At 46.3% G+C, this 18,561-nt stretch carries 16 protein-coding genes; 12 read left to right on the top strand and 4 right to left on the bottom strand.

The window, feature by feature from the left end; all coding sequences use genetic code 11:
• Positions 1 to 17: 17 nt before the first annotated feature.
• The 4 genes from odhB to sucD all read left to right on the top strand — a co-directional run bounded on the left by odhB (position 18) and on the right by sucD (position 4,949).
• Positions 18 to 1,217, top strand: a complete 1,200-nt coding sequence (odhB, locus tag A596_RS10105) for a 2-oxoglutarate dehydrogenase complex dihydrolipoyllysine-residue succinyltransferase (RefSeq protein WP_039914117.1) — start codon at positions 18 to 20, stop codon at positions 1,215 to 1,217.
• Positions 1,218 to 1,335: 118 nt separating this feature from the next.
• Positions 1,336 to 2,775 carry a dihydrolipoyl dehydrogenase gene (gene lpdA / locus A596_RS10100; protein ID WP_039914115.1) on the top strand — a complete coding sequence of 480 codons (1,440 nt, stop codon included), beginning with the start codon at positions 1,336 to 1,338 and terminating at the stop codon, positions 2,773 to 2,775.
• A 122-nt stretch (positions 2,776 to 2,897) separates the two neighbouring features.
• Positions 2,898 to 4,064 carry an ADP-forming succinate--CoA ligase subunit beta gene (gene sucC / locus A596_RS10095; protein ID WP_039914113.1) on the top strand — a complete coding sequence of 389 codons (1,167 nt, stop codon included), beginning with the start codon at positions 2,898 to 2,900 and terminating at the stop codon, positions 4,062 to 4,064.
• 12 nt (positions 4,065 to 4,076) lie between these two features.
• Positions 4,077 to 4,949, top strand: a complete 873-nt coding sequence (gene sucD, locus A596_RS10090) for a succinate--CoA ligase subunit alpha (RefSeq protein WP_039914112.1) — start codon at positions 4,077 to 4,079, stop codon at positions 4,947 to 4,949.
• Positions 4,950 to 5,367: 418 nt separating this feature from the next.
• Here sucD and A596_RS10085 read toward each other — a convergent pair whose 3' ends face one another.
• Positions 5,368 to 6,672: a mechanosensitive ion channel family protein gene (locus A596_RS10085; protein ID WP_039914111.1), complete on the bottom strand. Its 1,305-nt coding sequence runs from the start codon at positions 6,670 to 6,672 to the stop codon at positions 5,368 to 5,370.
• A 143-nt stretch (positions 6,673 to 6,815) separates the two neighbouring features.
• Between A596_RS10085 and A596_RS10080 the strand changes: the two genes are divergently transcribed.
• The 6 genes from A596_RS10080 (at position 6,816) to A596_RS10055 (ending at position 14,564) form a co-directional block, all read left to right on the top strand.
• Positions 6,816 to 7,439 (top strand): MarC family protein, encoded by a 624-nt coding sequence (locus tag A596_RS10080; protein WP_039914110.1) that lies wholly within the window; start codon positions 6,816 to 6,818, stop codon positions 7,437 to 7,439.
• 173 nt (positions 7,440 to 7,612) lie between these two features.
• Positions 7,613 to 9,262 carry a pectate lyase gene (locus A596_RS10075; RefSeq protein ID WP_052417379.1) on the top strand — a complete coding sequence of 550 codons (1,650 nt, stop codon included), beginning with the start codon at positions 7,613 to 7,615 and terminating at the stop codon, positions 9,260 to 9,262.
• Between the two features lie 162 nt (positions 9,263 to 9,424).
• Positions 9,425 to 11,350 carry a biosynthetic arginine decarboxylase gene (gene speA, locus A596_RS10070; protein WP_039914108.1) on the top strand — a complete coding sequence of 642 codons (1,926 nt, stop codon included), beginning with the start codon at positions 9,425 to 9,427 and terminating at the stop codon, positions 11,348 to 11,350.
• A 94-nt stretch (positions 11,351 to 11,444) separates the two neighbouring features.
• Positions 11,445 to 12,644, top strand: a complete 1,200-nt coding sequence (locus A596_RS10065; RefSeq protein ID WP_039914614.1) for a saccharopine dehydrogenase family protein — start codon at positions 11,445 to 11,447, stop codon at positions 12,642 to 12,644.
• Positions 12,645 to 12,840: 196 nt separating this feature from the next.
• Positions 12,841 to 14,028 carry a carboxynorspermidine decarboxylase gene (gene nspC, locus A596_RS10060; protein WP_200882890.1) on the top strand — a complete coding sequence of 396 codons (1,188 nt, stop codon included), beginning with the start codon at positions 12,841 to 12,843 and terminating at the stop codon, positions 14,026 to 14,028.
• Between the two features lie 11 nt (positions 14,029 to 14,039).
• Entirely contained in the window at positions 14,040 to 14,564 is a 525-nt protein-coding gene (locus A596_RS10055; protein ID WP_039914106.1) for an RNA methyltransferase, read from the top strand.
• On the opposite strand, the gene A596_RS10050 is transcribed toward A596_RS10055, so the two are convergent.
• The 3 genes from A596_RS10050 to A596_RS10040 all read right to left on the bottom strand — a co-directional run bounded on the left by A596_RS10050 (position 14,548) and on the right by A596_RS10040 (position 16,533).
• Entirely contained in the window at positions 14,548 to 14,967 is a 420-nt protein-coding gene (locus A596_RS10050; RefSeq protein ID WP_039914104.1) for a hypothetical protein, read from the bottom strand. The genes A596_RS10055 and A596_RS10050 overlap by 17 nt on opposite strands.
• 33 nt (positions 14,968 to 15,000) lie before the next feature.
• Positions 15,001 to 15,759, bottom strand: a complete 759-nt coding sequence (locus tag A596_RS10045; protein WP_039914103.1) for a TSUP family transporter — start codon at positions 15,757 to 15,759, stop codon at positions 15,001 to 15,003.
• Positions 15,760 to 15,903: 144 nt separating this feature from the next.
• A complete protein-coding gene (locus tag A596_RS10040) occupies positions 15,904 to 16,533 on the bottom strand; it encodes a hypothetical protein (RefSeq protein WP_235425666.1) in 630 nt (209 codons plus the stop codon).
• Between the two features lie 311 nt (positions 16,534 to 16,844).
• Between A596_RS10040 and A596_RS10035 the strand changes: the two genes are divergently transcribed.
• Together A596_RS10035 and A596_RS10030 are read left to right on the top strand one after the other, a co-directional pair.
• A complete protein-coding gene (locus A596_RS10035; RefSeq protein WP_039914100.1) occupies positions 16,845 to 17,594 on the top strand; it encodes an electron transfer flavoprotein subunit beta/FixA family protein in 750 nt (249 codons plus the stop codon).
• Entirely contained in the window at positions 17,591 to 18,532 is a 942-nt protein-coding gene (locus A596_RS10030; protein WP_052417378.1) for an FAD-binding protein, read from the top strand. Before A596_RS10035 ends, A596_RS10030 begins: the two co-directional genes overlap by 4 nt.
• The last annotated feature ends 29 nt before the right edge of the window (positions 18,533 to 18,561 follow it).

The following is an 18,561-nucleotide window of genomic DNA, read 5'->3' as shown; positions in this document are numbered from 1 at the left end:
CAGAGAGATGGAATAGCATGAGTATCGAAATCAAAGCCCCAACCTTCCCTGAATCCGTTGCTGATGGCACGGTAGCAACCTGGCACAAAAAACCTGGCGAAGCTGTCAAGCGCGATGAACTGATTGTTGATATTGAAACTGACAAGGTGGTACTGGAAGTTGTTGCACCTGCTGATGGCAGCATCGCTGAAATTTTGAAGGGCGAGGGTGAGACTGTCCTGAGTAACGAAGTCATTGCCCGTTTTGTTGAAGGTGCTGCTAGTGCTCCTGCTGTGTCAGCACCGGCGGCTGCTCCTGCAGCGGCAAGCGCTCCTGCGGCTGCATCTGCCGAAAAACCGGTCAATCCTGCTGCACGCAAATTGGCTGAAGAAAACAACGTAAACACGTCTTCTGTTGCTGGCTCTGGTAAAGATGGCCGCGTGCTGAAAGAAGATGTTGCCAACCACATCAAATCAACCCCGGCTGCTGCACCTGCTGCCGCTGCTCCGGTTGCCGCTATTGAAGCAGTGGGTGATCGCGTTGAAAAACGTGTACCAATGACCCGTTTGCGCAAACGTATTGCCGAGCGTCTGCTCGAAGCTTCCAACACTACCGCGATGCTCACTACGTTTAACGAAGTGAACATGGCCCCGGTGATGGCACTGCGTGCAAAATACAAAGACCAATTTGAAAAAGCACACGGCGGTTCACGTTTGGGCTTTATGAGTTTCTTTGTAAAAGCCGCTGCTGAAGCATTGCGTCGTTTCCCGGCAGTTAACGCTTCTATCGATAACAACGATATCGTGTACCACGGTTATCAGGATATCGGTGTAGCGGTATCTACCGATAAAGGCCTGGTAGTTCCGGTGTTGCGTAACGCCGAAAATATGAGCCTGGCGACAATTGAAAATACCATTCGCGATTTTGGTTTGCGCGCACGCGATGGCAAGTTGGGCATTGAAGAAATGTCGGGTGGTACATTCACTATCACCAACGGTGGTGTGTTTGGTTCACTGCTTTCCACTCCAATCCTGAACCTGCCGCAATCGGCGATTCTGGGTATGCACAAGATCCAGGAGCGTCCAATGGCAGTCAATGGCAAGGTAGAAATCCTGCCGATGATGTATTTGGCCCTGTCTTACGATCACCGTTTGCTGGATGGTAAAGAGGCTGTGCAATTCCTCGTTACTATCAAAGACCTGCTCGAAGACCCTGCGCGCATTCTTTTGGAAATATAAGTTGTTAGCAATCTAATCTGTTGTTTTGAAACGCTTCTGGCAACCCAGGAGCGTTTTTATGTAAAGGGCTACTGCTCACAAGGTTGTAGCCGACAGTTAATAATTTAGGAACATTGTTATGTCTGAAAAATTTGATGTGGTCGTTATAGGTTCCGGCCCGGCGGGATATGTTGCCGCTATCCGTGCAGCGCAACTGGGCCTGAAAACTGCGTGTATCGAAAAATGGCGCAATGAGGAAGGCAAGGGCGTTAACGGTGGTACTTGCTTGAATGTCGGTTGTATTCCTTCCAAAGCCTTGCTCGATAGCTCCTACAAATACCACGAAGCCAAAGAAGATTTTGCTGTTCACGGCATCACTACCCAAGGCGTAGAAATCAATGTTCCTTCCATGATCGCGCGTAAAAACCAGATCATCAAAAATTTAACGGGTGGTATTGCAGGTCTGTTCAAAGCCAACGGTGTTACCAGTATTTTTGGTACAGGAAAGTTATTGGCTGGCAAAAAAGTTGAAGTGACTGACTTTGACGGCAAGGTATCAGTACTGGAAGCCAATCATGTGATCCTGGCTTCAGGTTCAAATCCGATTAATATCCCGGTTGCTCCCGTTGATAACGATGTAATTGTTAACTCAACCGGCGCGTTGGAATTTTCGGAAGTGCCAAAACGCCTGGGTGTGATCGGCGCTGGCGTTATTGGTTTGGAATTGGGTTCTGTATGGAATCGTGTAGGTTCAAAAGTGGTTGTGCTGGAGGCGCTCGATAGCTTCCTCGCCATCATGGACCAGCAAATTGCCAAAGAAACACAAAAAATCCTGACCAAGCAAGGTTTGGATATCCGCACCAGTTCACGCGTTACCGGTACCAAGGTCAATGGTAAAGAAGTAACTGTGACTTACCTGGATAAAGATGGCAAAGAACAACAAGAAACTTTCGATAAATTGATTGTTTGTGTTGGCCGTCGTCCGTTCACTGAAAATTTATTGGCTGCTGATAGCGGCGTGAATCTGGATGAACGTGGTTTTATTTTTGTAAATGAACACTGTGAAACCAACGCACCCGGTGTTTGGGCAATTGGTGACGTAGTGCGTGGCCCGATGCTCGCGCACAAAGGTTCGGAAGAAGGTGTGATGGTCGCTGAGCGTATCGCTGGCCAGAAATCGCAAATTAATTACGATATCATCCCCAACGTAATTTATACCCACCCCGAAGTTGCCGCGGTTGGTAAAACTGAAGAGCAAGTTAAAGCGTCTGGCGAACCGTACAATGTAGGTACTTTCCCATTTGCTGCTTCCGGCCGCGCTATGGCGGCGAATGAAAGTCACGGTTTGGTAAAAATTATTGCCCACGCGGTAACTGATCGCATCCTCGGCGCCCACATTGTTGGCCCAAGCGCAGCAGATCTGGTTCAACAAGTGGCAATTGCAATGGAATTCGGTTCGAGTGCGGAAGATCTGGGCATGATGGTGTTCGGTCACCCAACCCTGTCTGAAGCAATCCACGAAGCAGCCCTGGCGGTGCATGGCCATGCCATCCACATCGCCAATAAGAAGAAGCGTTAAGAGAACCATAGAGTCCTCGTTTTTTAGGCGGGGGCAAACTCATAAGGTTTGCCTCCATCGATAACCCAAGTTGGACTGTGTACTAAAACGCTAATCCAACCATCGTCAAATGGAACTACACCATGAATTTGCACGAGTATCAGGGTAAGCAACTGTTTGCCCAATATGGTTTGCCTGTGTCTAAAGGCATTGCTGCTGCGACTGTTGAAGAAGCTGTTGCTGCTGCGGATCAAATCGGCGGCGATATGTTCGTCGTTAAAGCCCAGGTTCACGCCGGTGGCCGCGGTAAAGCGGGCGGCGTAAAACTGGTTAAATCCAAAGACGAAATCAAAGCCTTCGCTGAAAAGTGGTTGGGCAAGAATCTGGTGACCTATCAGACAGATGAAAAGGGTCAGCCGGTAAGCCGTATCCTTGTTGAGACTTGCACCGATATCGCCAAAGAATTGTATTTGGGTGCAGTGGTAGATCGCTCCTCACGTCGCATCGTATTCATGGCTTCTACCGAAGGTGGTGTAGAAATCGAGAAAGTTGCGCACGACACTCCAGAAAAAATCCTTAAAGTTGCGGTAGATCCGCTGGTTGGCGCTCAGCCATTCCAGGGCCGCGATCTGGCGTTCAAACTCGGTTTGGAAGGTAAGCAAATCAACCAATTCGTTAATATTTTCCTCGGCCTTGCCAAACTCTTCAAAGAGAAAGATTTGGCGCTGTTGGAAGTTAACCCACTGGTAATTACTCCGGAAGATAACTTGCACTGCCTGGATGCGAAATTGGTAATCGACGGCAATGCGCTGTACCGTCATCCGGAATTGAAAGCAATGCAAGATCCATCACAAGAAGATGCGCGTGAAGCTCATGCTGCGGCGTGGGAATTGAACTACGTTGCACTCGGTGGTGATATCGGTTGTATGGTTAACGGCGCTGGTTTGGCGATGGGTACCATGGACATCGTTAAATTGCACGGCGGCCAACCCGCTAACTTCCTCGACGTAGGCGGTGGTGCGACCAAAGAGCGCGTCGTTGAAGCGTTCAAAATCATTTTGTCTGATGACGCGGTTAAAGCCGTTTTCATCAACATCTTCGGCGGTATCGTACGTTGCGACATGATCGCAGAAGGCGTAATCGGTGCGGTTAAAGAGGTAGGCGTGAAAGTACCTGTTGTTGTTCGTTTGCAAGGTAACAATGCTGAATTGGGTGCAAAAGTGTTGGGCGAAAGCGGCCTGAACATCATTGCCGATACCGACTTGACTGGCGCTGCCAAGAAAGTTGTTGCAGCTGCTGCGAATCAATAAGGGGCGAAGAACATGAGCGTTTTAATTAACAAAGACACCAAAGTAATTTGCCAGGGTTTCACCGGTGCGCAAGGTACTTTCCATTCTGAACAAGCGATTGCTTACGGCACCAAAATGGTTGGTGGTGTAACTCCAGGTAAGGGTGGTCAAACTCACCTCGGCTTGCCAGTGTTCAACACTGTTGCTGAAGCAGTTGCTGCAACCGGTGCTGATGCATCGGTAATCTACGTTCCGGCTCCTTTCTGTAAAGACTCAATCCTTGAAGCGGCTAACGGCGGCATCAAGTTGATCGTGTGTATTACCGAAGGTATCCCGACTCTCGATATGCTTGACGCAAAAGTGAAGTGTGACGAATTGGGCGTGCGTTTGATTGGCCCTAACTGCCCGGGCGTTATCACTCCGGGCGAGTGCAAAATCGGCATCATGCCAGGCCACATCCACAAACCAGGTAAAGTAGGTATCGTTTCACGTTCAGGTACTTTGACTTATGAAGCTGTGAAGCAAACGACTGACTACGGTTTCGGCCAATCTACTTGCGTAGGTATTGGTGGTGATCCAATCCCGGGCTCCAACTTCATCGACATCCTGAAGCTGTTCCAGGCTGACCCACAAACCGAAGCGATCGTAATGATCGGTGAGATTGGCGGTTCTGCGGAAGAAGAAGCTGCTGCGTTCATCAAAGCTAACGTGACCAAGCCGGTTGTGTCGTACATCGCTGGTGTAACTGCACCTGCCGGTAAGCGCATGGGTCACGCCGGTGCGATTATTTCTGGCGGTAAAGGTACTGCTGATGAGAAATTTGCTGCATTGGAAGATGCTGGCGTGAAAACTGTTAAGAGCCTGGCCGACATTGGTAAAGCACTGAAAGAAATCACTGGCTGGTAATTAATTTTACCCAACGGTTTTTTCGAGAAAGGCGATCTTCGGATCGCCTTTTTTATTGTTCCAGTTGCCAGCAAAATCCAAACATTTTCATCAATGAAGGCTCAGGATAAGATGATTGCTCTATAACCGCATTTCAAAAAACTCTTCAATTAAATATCCAATCACATTAATTTATATATTCCCCACCACTTCGGTTTTTTGCCAAATTTAATTGTGCAGCCGCACAGTTCATCGACATCCGAATGTTTATTTTCGTGTTAGATGCGGCACGCTTCTGGTTCGGAAGCCACGTTCAGACGTGACAATAGTCCAGCGTAAATAATGAAATGTGTGTGCTATGGTTTGGGAGGATAAATAGCGCACCCAATCGAGAAATGAATAACAATCACATTTTATTAAAATGTAAACTTCGTCTTCATTAATCCCTTTTATGAAGATTATTTTCCTGTTTGGAGAAACCGGTTAACGCTGTTTGCAAACCCAAGCCGACCGCTTGAATGTCATATCCGGTAGGTGACTGATAAGCACGCAAATCAAATTCCGGTAACACAGCAAAAACATGGTCAAAAATATCGGCCTGGATATTTTCATAAGCGAGCCAGGCTGTGTTGTTGGTGAATGCATAAATTTCTATGGGGATTCCCTCCGCCCCCGGGCTTAAATGTCGCACCATGTGAGTCATATCCTGGTGGATGTATTGATTGGCTTTCAGGTATGCCGTCAGGTACGCACGGAAAGTGCCCAGATTTGTTAATCGACGACCATTGGTTATTGAACCAATATCAATATTTTTTTCTCTATTGTGTTGATCGATTTCAGTCAGCTTTTGTTCTATATAACCACTGAGTAACTGTGCCTTGCGTAAACGGATAATATCCTCACCATTAAGAAAGCGCACACTGGTTGCATCAATATGGATTGCTCGCTTAATACGGCGACCACCGGATTCCGACATACCGCGCCAGTTTTTAAACGAATCTGAAATTAACGCGTAGGTCGGAATTGTGGTTATGGTTTTATCCCAATTGCGTACTTTTACCGTTGTTAAATTGATATCCGTCACTTCCCCGTCGGCACCGTATTTGGGCATTTCTACCCAATCACCCAACCGCAGCATTTTATTGGCTGATAACTGGATACCGGCAACCAGCCCGAGTATGGGATCTTTAAATACCAATAATAAAATGGCAGTCATGGCACCAAGGCCGCTGAATAAAATAACGGGCGATTTCCCGATCAGTAATGAAATGGAGAATATGAGTACAACAATAAATCCAATTAATTTGAAACTTTGGAATAAACCACGCAGAGGGAATCGCCGTCCGGTTTCGGTTGTTGCAGTAATATCTTCTAGCGTGTCCAACAGCGAAAAAAATGCAAGCAGCCCGAATAACAATACCCATAAATAAGTCAGCATTTCGAACACGGGCAGTTCCGGGGCATCTTTTTCCAGAAAAAAGCGCGCTAATGCGAAAATAAGAAAACCTTGTAAGGTGAGTGCCAGGCGCGTAAAAAGTTTTCGCCGATATAGCGACTGGGCCCAAGGGTGTCGGGACGTTTTTGCACTAATGCGCAAAAAACGCAATATCACACGATGTAACAACCAATGGGTTACTAATGACGTGAGCAGGATGATTAGAAGCACAGCGATCATATAAGCCTGTTCGTTATGTTCCAATCCGATCCGATCCAGCCAATGCTGTAAATGGGCTTTTATTGACATAGTCCTCACATCCTTCAATGCGTTTTCGCTGTAGCTACAAGCAGTTTATGAGGTTTTATACCATTAAAAAGTTCCTTTTGAGGAGAGCGGTCAATATTAAAATCTAGCCTACACTTAAGCATAAATATCCAAAGAGCTATGCCATGCTCGAAATCACTGAATACACCAAATTCCTCATCGGCCTGTTGGCAATTGTTGACCCTCTGGGCGCCATTCCCGTATTTATCGCCTTAACTGTTCACCAGAATCGTGAACAACAATTTAAAACGGCACGTTTAACTGTGATTTCGGTGTTTACCGCATTGATGGTTGCTTTGTTATTAGGTGAATGGATTCTTTGGGCTTTTGGCATCAGCATAGATGCATTTCGCTGTGCAGGCGGAATAATATTATTGTTAATGGGGCTGACGATGCTCAAATCGCGTGGGCATACGCCGGAAGAAATAGAAGCAGCCCAGGATGAAACCATTGCCCTTGTTCCTTTAACGATGCCGCTACTAGCTGGCCCCGGAGCAATGAGCGCAGTCATTGTATATGCGCATCAATCCAATTCTGTATTGCATTATGTAGCGATTACCGGATGTATATTGCTAGTGAGTAGCTCTTTGTGGCTGTGCTTTAAATTCTTACCCTGGTTTCGCCAGCATTTAAGCAAGCGCGGTATTGTTATGTCTACACGGGTTATGGGGTTGTTGTTGGCGGCGATTGCTGTGGAGTTTATTGCCGGTGGCATTAAAGGTCTTTTCCCGCATGTGGTGGGTGGATAAGTGCACCGCTAAAAAATGTTAAACCCATGTCACTCTTCTTTTTTGACATTTATGATGTGTCTATAACTCGATAAAAATAACAATCGGCCTGCTTTCGGTTAGTCCTTTTAGTGAATTGTTATTAGCAATAATAATTGTTCATTTTCATAGTGTAAAAATAAAAGAGACCAACTATGTCCCTCATCAACAAAAAATTTCTTTGTTATATCTTTTGTATTGCAACTCATGGCTGTTTGGCTGATGTCCCTGACCGTGAAAAAATACTTCACACCATGAAAACTGCCAGCGAATTTATGTTAGAAAAAGCCAGCTATCAAGGTGGTTTTGTGTGGTCTTATTTGCCGGATTTTTCTCGCCAATGGGGAGAGCTTGAAGCGAAGCGCACCATGATCTGGCTACAACCACCGGGCACCGCAAGCGTTGGCCATTTAATGCTGGACGCCTATCATGCAACGGGCGATGAGTTTTATTATCAAGGCGCGCAAAAAATTGCGACAGCAATTATTTATGCCCAGCATCCAAGTGGCGGGTGGAATTATGTTGCGGATTATGCCGGTGAAACATCCTTAAAAGATTGGTATGCGACGATTGGTAAGCATGCCTGGAGATTGGAAGAATTCCATCATTATTATGGCAACGCCACATTTGATGATGCAGGTACTGTAGATGCCGCAAAATTTTTATTGCGGTTGTATATGGAAAAGCGCGATGAACAATATCGTGGCCCATTAAATAAAGCGATTGATTTTGTGTTAAATAGCCAATATCCGATAGGGGGTTGGCCGCAACGATTTCCATTAATGTACGATCATCCTTATCCGGATCATCCCGACTACTCATCGTTTATTACCTTCAATGACGACGTGGCCATAGAGAATATTGATTTCCTGTTAATGTGCTATCAAACGTTAGGTGAAACACGCGTACGAGAACCGATAATTCGCGCGATGAATACCTTTATCGTTACCCAACAAGGCCAACCGCAGCCAGGGTGGGCATTGCAATATACAATAGAATTACAACCAGCCGCTGCGCGTTCTTATGAGCCACGTAGTTTGCACACCCCAACAACAGCCAGGAATATTACGCAGCTTATTAAATTTTATCGCTTGACTGGTGATAGTAAATTTCTAGCACGAATTCCGGAAGCTCTGGATTGGCTTGAGTCATTGAAGGTGACTAGCACTTCTGTAATAGAGGGGCGAACTCATCCGGCATTTATTGAAATAGGAACTGGCAAGGCGATTTACACGCATCGTCGCGGTTCGAATGTTGCCAATGGCAATTATTATTTGGATTATCTCCCTGGGAATATGCTCGCGCATTACAAATCAGCAGCAAGTATTCCGATCGATAAGTTACGCAAAGCCTATCGCGACGTATTAGCAATTCCGACAATTGACGTGGGCCGGAATTCACCATTGCGTGAAATGGTGCGAATGGAATTGCCAGAATATTTTACCTTGGGGAGAGTGAGTTTTTCTGATTTAAATTTTCGCGCACAATCCGAGCGTGCAAAAAATGATGAAGAATCATTGGAGAAAAGGGTTGGTAAATTAATTGGCGAGCTTAATGCTAGCGGTTACTGGCCCACACCACTTTTCTTCACTACCAATCCTTACATTGGCCAGCCGCCAAAACGCAAAAACGCGAGTAATGACAGTCGCTATGCCAACAGCATGGTAGGGGATAAATGGGATACGTCACCATACCCTGTGGATAATCCGGTTATGGGTATTTCAACTGGAGCCTACATTCGGAACATGGGGGTATTGATTCGCTATCTCACAGAGAACGTATCAGTAAAAGCGGGGGTCAAATAGCGAAAGCCGCATTTTTATGCATAAAAATTGTCTGAAAATCGCACATGCGCGCCGTGTGCCTTTATTTTTCATCAAAAATGTGGAAAATTGCGCGCCATTTTTTGATTTTACAACGGCAATTGCCATCCATATTCGGAATTGCCAGCGTTCCAAGGAGCCTGTATGAATATTCCTGCACAACAACCGGAAAACAATTGGTCAGCACGTAAATCAGCTGAGTTGTATGGTATTGATGAATGGAGCAGCAACTATTTTGGTGTATCTGACGCTGGTGAGGTAACTGTCTGTGTACCCGCTGCGAACGGTGATGCCTGTGTTTCCCTGATGCATATTGTGGATGGCTTACAGCAGCGCGGTTTGCAAATGCCTGTGTTGTTACGGCTTGAGAATCTTGTTGATACTCGCATCAGCATTCTCAATGATTCTTTTTCCCAGGCGATGGAATCTTCCGGTTATCGCGGACAATATCGCGGTGTGTTTCCTATCAAAGTGAATCAGCAAAGCCATGTGGTTGCCGAAATCGCCCGTTTTGGTGAGCGTTACAATCATGGTTTGGAGGCTGGTAGTAAAGCCGAATTAATGATTGCACTCGCAACGATTACCAATCGCGAGAGTTTAATTATTTGTAATGGCTACAAGGATGCTGAATTTATTAGCCTCGGTTTGCAATCGCGCAAATTGGGTTTTAAATGTTTTTTTGTTTTGGAGACATTGAGTGAGTTGCAGTCTGTCATAGAGCGCAGCCGTGCATTGGACATTGAACCGCTTATTGGTGTGCGCCTGAAACTATCAACTAAAGTTGAAGGGCATTGGAGTGCAGATAGCGGTGACCGCAGTTTGTTTGGTTTGAATACCAATGAACTGGTTACGGTGATTGACACATTGCGCGAAGCAAATTTATTACATTGTTTCCAATTATTACACTTTCACCTCGGATCACAAATTCCTAATATTCGCAGCATTCGTGCTGGCGTATTGGAAGCCTGCCGCTACTACATTGAATTAGTGGGTGAGGGCGCACCTTTGCAATACCTCGATCTGGGGGGTGGGCTTGCCATTGATTATGACGGCACTTGCAGCACCAACGGGCATAGCCGCAACTATTCGGTGCAGGAATATTGTATCGACGTCGTTGAAGCTATTCAGGAAAGCCTGGATAAACATCACATACCACACCCAACGATTGTTACTGAATCAGGGCGGGCGACTGTCGCACATACAGCAATACTGTTATTTAATATTCTTGATGTGACCCAATTTGAACCGACAACCTTGCCGGATATTTTGCCGCATCCCTGCCATGAAATGATTCAAAATTTGTGGCAATCCTTGGCTGAAATCAGTGTTAATAATCTGCAAGAGTCCTATAACGACGCTATCTACTATCGCGATAAAATCCGCGATTTGTTTAATTCGGGCGATATCAATTTGCGTCATCGTGTGTTGAGTGAAAATATTTATCTGGCTGCGTTGCAAAAAATTGCGGCACTCTTGCCAGAAATGAAACGGGTTCCTGCAGAACTGGAAACACTCTCACAATTATTGGCAGATATTTATTATGGCAATTTCAGTGTATTCCAATCATTGCCGGATTCCTGGGCAATTGGACAAGTATTTCCGGTGATGCCTATTCACCGCTTGACTGAAGAACCAACACGCCAGGCAATTATTGCAGACCTCACGTGCGACTGTGATGGTAAGCTGCAAAAATTCGCAACGCCAACGGGAGAATCTTCAACATTACCTTTGCATCCTATAAAAGCTGGTGAAGAATATTATCTGGGGGTTTTTCTGGTCGGCGCGTACCAGGAAACCCTGGGCGATCTGCATAATTTATTTGGCGATACTAACGTTGCGAGTGTGCGTATCAATGCTGATGCTAGCCTTGATTTTGTGCACGAGCTGCAGGGCGATAGCATTGCTGATGTATTGAGTTATGTTGAATATGATCCTGCAGCGCTCTATCAGCAATTTCGCGAAACTGCTGAGCAGGCAGTGCGCGATAGCATAATCAGTGTGGCTGATCGCCAGCAAATGCTAGCGGCATACTCGGAAGGTTTACGCGGTTATACCTATTTCGAGAAATAATCTTGTTGAATTGATATTTCCCGGGCGCAGAAATTGTGCCCGGATGTTTTTATTTTTTTTAAGCAATAAGTATGCAGCGTTGGAGAAAGTGATAATGGCAAAAGTGTTAATTATTGGGGCTGGTGGTGTGAGTGGTGTGGTGGTGCATAAATGTGCACAGTTGCCTGGAATTTTTTCAGAAATTGTATTGGCGAGTCGCACCGAGTCCAAATGCAAAGCGATAGCAGCACAATTAAATCGCCCGATCAAAACTGCTCGGGTTGATGCGGATAATGTGCATGAATTAGTTGCATTAATTAACGCTGAAAAGCCGGATCTGGTGATTAACGTTGCATTACCATATCAGGATCTACATATCATGGATGCCTGTTTGGAAACTGGTGTTGATTATCTGGACACTGCTAATTATGAACCGCTCGATACCGCCAAATTTGAATACTCGTGGCAATGGGCTTACCAGGATAAATTTAAAAATGCAGGTATTACTGCATTGCTCGGTTCCGGTTTTGATCCGGGTGTTACTAACGTGTACACCGCTTATTTAAAAAAACATTATTTCGATGAAATCCATTATCTGGATATTATCGATTGCAATGCCGGCGATCACGGCTTGCCATTTGCAACCAACTTCAATCCGGAAATTAATATCCGCGAAGTGACTGCGAATGGCCGTTATTGGGAAAATGGTGATTGGGTAGAAACCTCTCCATTATCGGTTAACCAGGTTTTTGATTTTCCGGCAGACATTGGCCCGAAGAAAATTTACATGATGTACCACGAAGAGTTGGAGTCCATCGTAAAACATTTTCCTGAAATCAAGCGCGCGCGTTTCTGGATGACGTTTTCGGATAATTATTTGAAGCATCTGGAAGTGTTGGGCAATGTCGGTATGACGGGCATCGAGCCGATTATGTTTGAGGGTCGCGAAATAGTGCCGCTGCAATTTTTAAAGGCGTTGTTGCCTGATCCTGCCAGCCTTGGCCCCTTAACCAAAGGTAAAACCTGTATTGGCTGTTTGGTGCGAGGTGTAAAAGATGGCCAACCAAAAGCGATGTTTGTGTATAACGTTTGTGATCACCAGGAATGTTATCGCGAAGTAAAATCCCAGGCGATTTCCTATACCACGGGTGTGCCGGCAATGATTGGTGCAAAAATGATCCTGGAAGGAAAATGGAAAAAACCGGGCGTATGGAATATGGAACAACATGATCCTGATCCATTTATGGATGACCTCAATAAATACGGTTTGCCATGGCAGGTGGTGAATATTGATCCAAGCGTAATGCAGGATTAATTTCACAACGCTGGTTGCTGGTTGCTGGTTGCTGGTTGCTGGTTGCTGGTGAGCATGCGAACCGCAACATGCAATCCAACCCAGTCGTAGGTTGGGCAGCCATGCCCAACACAACTATGTAAATAAATTTTTTGCTCGAATTTATAGAAACGTTGCGCATGACTACCTGCGCCGCGCAACTTACCTGGTTATTTAAATGATTAAGCGTGAATACTTCAATCAGTTTGATCCCACTCGTGTGCCATCACCATGCTTTGTCATCGACAAAGCGGCAGTGGAAGATAATTTAAAAATCCTCAACCGTGTCCAGCGGGAGAGTGGTGCAAAAATATTGGCCGCACTAAAAGCGTTTTCCTGCTGGAATCTTGCACCTTTGTTTCGCCAATACCTTTCCGGAACTTGCGCTAGTGGTTTACACGAAGCCCGGCTGGGGCGAGAAGAATTCGGTGGGGAGGTGCATTGTTATTCTGCTGCTTATAAAGAATCAGATTTAATTGAAATCTTAAAAATTGCGGATCATGTATTGTTCAATTCATTTTCCCAATGGTCACGCTTTAAATCATTAGCATTAAATGCACAACAAAATCGTCCCGGGCTGCAATTTGGTATTCGTATCAATCCCGAGCATTCTGAAGGCGAGGTTGCACTGTATGACCCATGTGCGCCCTGTTCACGTATGGGTGTGCCTCTTGCACAATTTGAGCAGGCATTACGTGAAGATCCTGCTTTATTGCATGGTATCAGCGGTTTACATTTTCATACTCTGTGTCAACAGGATTTGCCGCCACTGCAGCGCACATTAACCGCCGTAAAAGAAAAATTCGGAAAATATTTTGAGCGTATCCAATGGATTAATTTTGGCGGCGGCCACCATATCAGCCGCGAGGATTATCAGGTTGATGAGTTAATTGAAACGATTAACTCTTTTCAACGGGAATATAATTTACAAGTTTATCTGGAGCCCGGTGAGGCGGTGGCAATTCGCAGCGGTGTGCTCGTTACTGAAGTGTTGGACATTACCTGGAATACCGTAGCGCAGGCGATTCTGGATACATCCGCTACTTGCCATATGCCGGACGTGCTGGAAATGCCTTATCGCGCGGATATTTTGCAGGCAGGGTTACCCGATGAATTACCCTATACCTACCGGTTGGGAGGTATGACTTGCCTGGCCGGTGATGTCATTGGTGATTATTCGTTCGCACAACCATTGCAAGTTGGCCAGCGCTTGGTGTTTGATGATATGGCTCACTACACCATGGTAAAAACCACGACCTTTAACGGCATCAATTTGCCCGCAATTGCCCTGTGGGATTCGCGTACTGATGATTTGGACGTTATTCGCGAATTTGGTTACAACGATTTCAAGCAACGTCTTTCTTAACAGGTTATTCGATGAATCATGAAGAGTTACAAAAGCCGCACGCGTACATTGGTTTGGTTAATCCCAAAAGTCCGACCAACGTTGGTATGGTGATGCGCGCAGCGGGATGTTATGAAGCCGATGCCGTTTTTTATTCGGGTGTGCGTTTTGATCGCGCGCGCAAATTTGCAACGGATACCAAAAATGCCCAAAGCAAAATTCCGTTAACGCACGTCGAAAATTTACCAGATGCACCGGTTGCGTGTGCCGCATTGGTTGCTATCGAGTTGATTGAAGGCGCGGTGCCGTTAATGGATTTTACGCATCCTGAACAGGCGTATTATATTTTCGGGCCGGAAGATGGTTCGTTAAAAAAAGAAATCCTGGAGCGCTGTGACCACGTCGTGTATATCCCGACTATCGGTTGTATGAATTTAGCCGCGACTGTTCACGTTGTACTTTATGACCGGATGAGTAAGTCGGGCAGGGCGGTGGTCGAACAGCGGCCAATTGCGGAGAACCGGGACGTAAATAATAAAATCAGGATCCAGCCGTAATAATTTCTTCCTGAATCAGGTAAGGGTCATTGGAATTTTCCTGTTGCCGGAGTGGTGAGCGTTTTTCCGGCGGTGAATTTCCCGCTGAACTCCCACTCGGGCAATCCCCGTTGCTTTCCAGCCAATAGAGCGTGTTACCCGCTAATGCTACTGAACCGGATACTACGGCACTGGTAGTGGTAGTCAACACTGCATTGAAAATTTCAGACGAGACATCCCAAGCACAATTCTCATTGGTACAATGCCAGTCGGTATCGCTTTCCACCGGTGCAAGGTCAAGGGTAATTTTTTGTACTGCCACTTTGCATTTCTCGTCGTAGCTCGCCACTTTTTTGGGAACGACAACGCAGGCATTCAAGCTGGTAATGAGCAAGCTTAATAATATGGATACACGTAAGTTCACGATGCCAGGCCCTATGCAACATTATTGGTGTTATCAAGCGAACTGATTGTATCCATATTGCCCCAGCATAATTAAACACATTGTAACAATCAGTATCCTGAGGATTTTAGGATTGACCTTGAACAAATAGTGAGATCCTAGCCATGCCCCCAGCATTTGGCCAGCCATCATTGCAAACCCGGCAACCCACATAACTTTTCCTGCAACGATAAAAACCAGTAACGATGCAATATTCGTCGCAAAATTTAATGGTTTTGCTGTAGCAGTTGCCTTGATTAATTCCAGTGCACGCAAGCTTACACCCGATACTGCTAAAAATGATCCGGTACCCGGACCAAACATTCCGTCATACGCACCTATAACCGGAACAACAATATTTTTATAGGTTCTGTCAGAAATACGTGGCTTATCCGTTTCCAAATTCAGATAAGGTGCAGTCATAAAATAGGCAGCAATAATAATTAACACCAACGGAATAATAAAACCCAACGCTTTGGTATTAATAAATTGCACCAGCACGCTGCCAATAATCGATCCGATAAATGCCATTAGCATGAGTGCCTTGATTTCCGGCCATAGAATTTTTTTGCGTTTAAACAATAAAAAACTGGCGGTACCGGAACCAATCGAGCTTTGTAATTTATTAGTACCTAATGCTGCCAATGGCGGAACGCCAGCCACCACTAGTGCGGGAACAGTAATAAGTCCACCGCCGCCGGCAAGTGTGTCCAGGAAACCGGCAATAGCCGCAGCAAAAAATAAAAACAGAAGCGTTTCCAGTGCAAATTCCACGGTGCTTTCCTATTCTGGTGATTCAGGGGAAATACTGGTGTTATATCTGGTACTGGCAGGGGAGGGAAGCAGTTTTTTACAAAACAAGCCGAACGAAATCATGCAGCAACATTGCTGCATGATTGGTTAATAATTGATTACCGGTTATTTTTTCTCCTTATACTCATTGGCTTCTTTTTTAAGTGCTTCATCAAGCTCCAATTGTTCCTGGTCGATAAGTGGTGGTGTAACGCTTTCGATTTTGTCAGTCATTTTTTGTTTTGTTTCATCCTGGAGCTGCCGGGCATTGGAATCTATTTTCTGTTTAACGGCTTCACCGGTTGCTTCCAGCGGATTCTCAATAATTTTCTGTGCATCCTCCAGGGCTTTTTGCTTTTCGTTCAATGTTTCTTTGAGTGCCTGTGCTTTGTCATAGGCGGTTTGTAATTCTTTAGGGAGTGTCGGAGTGATTTTTTCTTTAGCGCCTTCTATTTGCTCCGAGAAAATTTGCGGTGTGCCATCTTTAATGAGCATAACTGCCATTTGGTTGGTGTCGGCGTTCCAGATCATTCCTGCTTTATCGGTAATCGCTTGTACTTGCGCGGGAGCATAGCGTGATGCGACATAAAACAGGGCACCTTCTTGCTGGATCGTTTGCGCTGTGCGCAAAAGCTTCATGGTCGGTTCGTATTTATCGCCCAATAGTTTGGTCATACGGTCTTTAACCATAGGGGTTTCAAAGAGATTTACCTCATTAGGGTCAAACCCGACCAGGGGTTTTAAAAATGACCACATAAGTTTGCTCTGAAGTTGATTGCCTATCAGGAGCGATGATACGCACGCGCTAAGAAACAAGCAGAGGATAGCAATAGTGGTAACTTTAGTGATACGCATAAGACAATTCCGCAAACATGAACGAATAAGGCTAAATAAAGGGCGCAAATTGTGCGCGAACCAGTCGCTGGCGTCCAGTTGTGCATTTGAATTGCAGCGAAATTGCTATTGGCTGGTTATAATTCGGTAACGACACATTGTCGCTGCTGTTGTTTACATCTACTTTTTGAATAATGAGCAGGGAGCATACCTGCTATTACAAGGAATGAGTTTTGAAAATATTAGTTGCTATCAAGCGTGTAGTGGATCCTGGTGTCCGCGTGCGCCCTTTTGCTGATGGTAGCGGAATGGATCTTGCCGCTGCCAAAATGTCCATAAATCCCTTTTGTGAAATCGCTGTCGAAGCAGCCATACGGTTGAAAGAGCAGGGTTTTGCTTCGGAAATCCTGGTGGTCAGTGTGGGGCCAGCCGTTGTCCAGGAACAACTGCGTGCAGCCTTGGCACTGGGTGCCGACAGGGCCATCCATATCAATACTGATGAACCTCTGGAGCCCTTATCGATTGCCAAGCTGTTAAGGGCCGTTGTGATACAAGAAGGGCCGGGGTTGATTCTGCTGGGTAAGCAATCTATTGATGGTGACAACAATCAAACAGGCCAGATGCTGGCCGCATTATGTAATTATCCCCAGGGGACCTTTGCCTCTAAAATCAATCCCATGGGTGATGAAGTTCATGTGACGCGCGAACTGGATGGTGGGCTGCAAACCCTGGCGTTAAGTCTACCGGCAGTTATTACAACCGACTTGCGCTTGAACCAGCCGCGTTTCCCTACTATGCCGAATATCATCAAAGCTCGCCAAAAACCGCTCCGTACACTGACTCCAGCCGAGCTGGGTATAGACATGGAATTGCGCGTGATTACTGAATCTTTGGCGATCCCCAGGTCACGTCCGGCGGGCGTTAAGGTTCAGTCCGTCACTGAATTGCTGGAAAAACTCCGCACGGAGGCGCGCGTTTTATGAATAACGCCAAGGTATTAGTCGTTCTGGAGCCAGCTGAAAGTGGTTTGGGTACCGCCAATGCCAGGGTGTTGGGCGCTGTTACTGCGTTGCGTCAGCATCTACCGCTGGAGTGCGATCTGGTGCTATGCACCAATAGCCCGATGCAAATCGATGCAGCCGTGGCCATGCCGGATGTAGCGCAGGTTATGTGGCCGGATTCATTACCGGATGTTCAAGCCGAAACCCTGGCTCCGTGGTTGGCGAGTCTGGCCTCCTCTTATGGCTATGTGTTTATCGCTTCCAATTCATTTGGCAAAAACCTTCTCCCTCGTCTGGCGGCTTTACTGGATAACCAGCCAATCACCGACGTAACCGCTATTGATAGCCCGCATCGTTTCCAGCGCCCAATTTATGCGGGCAGTGCGATTGCCAGTGTGTACACCGAACAAACTCAAAAATTGCTGGGTATTCGCACCAGTGCGTTTAATGCCGTTGCGCCGGGTCGGGGAACTGCGCGCAAAGTAGTTGTGCCTGGCCCTGCTGGCCAGTGCCAGAGCCGCCTGGTCAGCGAGGAAACCGTTGCATTGGAACGGCCAGAGCTGACGGCCGCCCGTGTGGTGGTTGCGGGGGGGAGGGGATTACTGAATCGCGATAATTTCAATTTGTTGTATCGTCTCGCCGATAAACTGGGTGCGGCTGTTGGTGCCTCCCGTGCAGCGGTAGATGCCGGTTTTGTCGCTAACGATATGCAAGTCGGGCAAACCGGTAAGGTTATTGCACCTGAGTTGTACATCGCGGTGGGGATTTCCGGTGCTGTGCAGCATTTGGCGGGGATGAGTGAATCGCGCGTAGTGGTCGCCATCAACAAAGACCCGGACGCGCCGATTTTTGATGTGGCGGATTATGGCCTGGTTGCCGACTTGTTTGATGTGTTACCGGAACTCATAACGCAATTGTAAAAATCCCTTAAAAGCCACCAGAACGGTGG

The organism is Cellvibrio mixtus subsp. mixtus J3-8 (assembly GCF_000766945.1).
Classification (GTDB): domain Bacteria; phylum Pseudomonadota; class Gammaproteobacteria; order Pseudomonadales; family Cellvibrionaceae; genus Cellvibrio; species Cellvibrio mixtus_A.
This window is presented reverse-complemented; position numbering and strand designations above follow the sequence as displayed.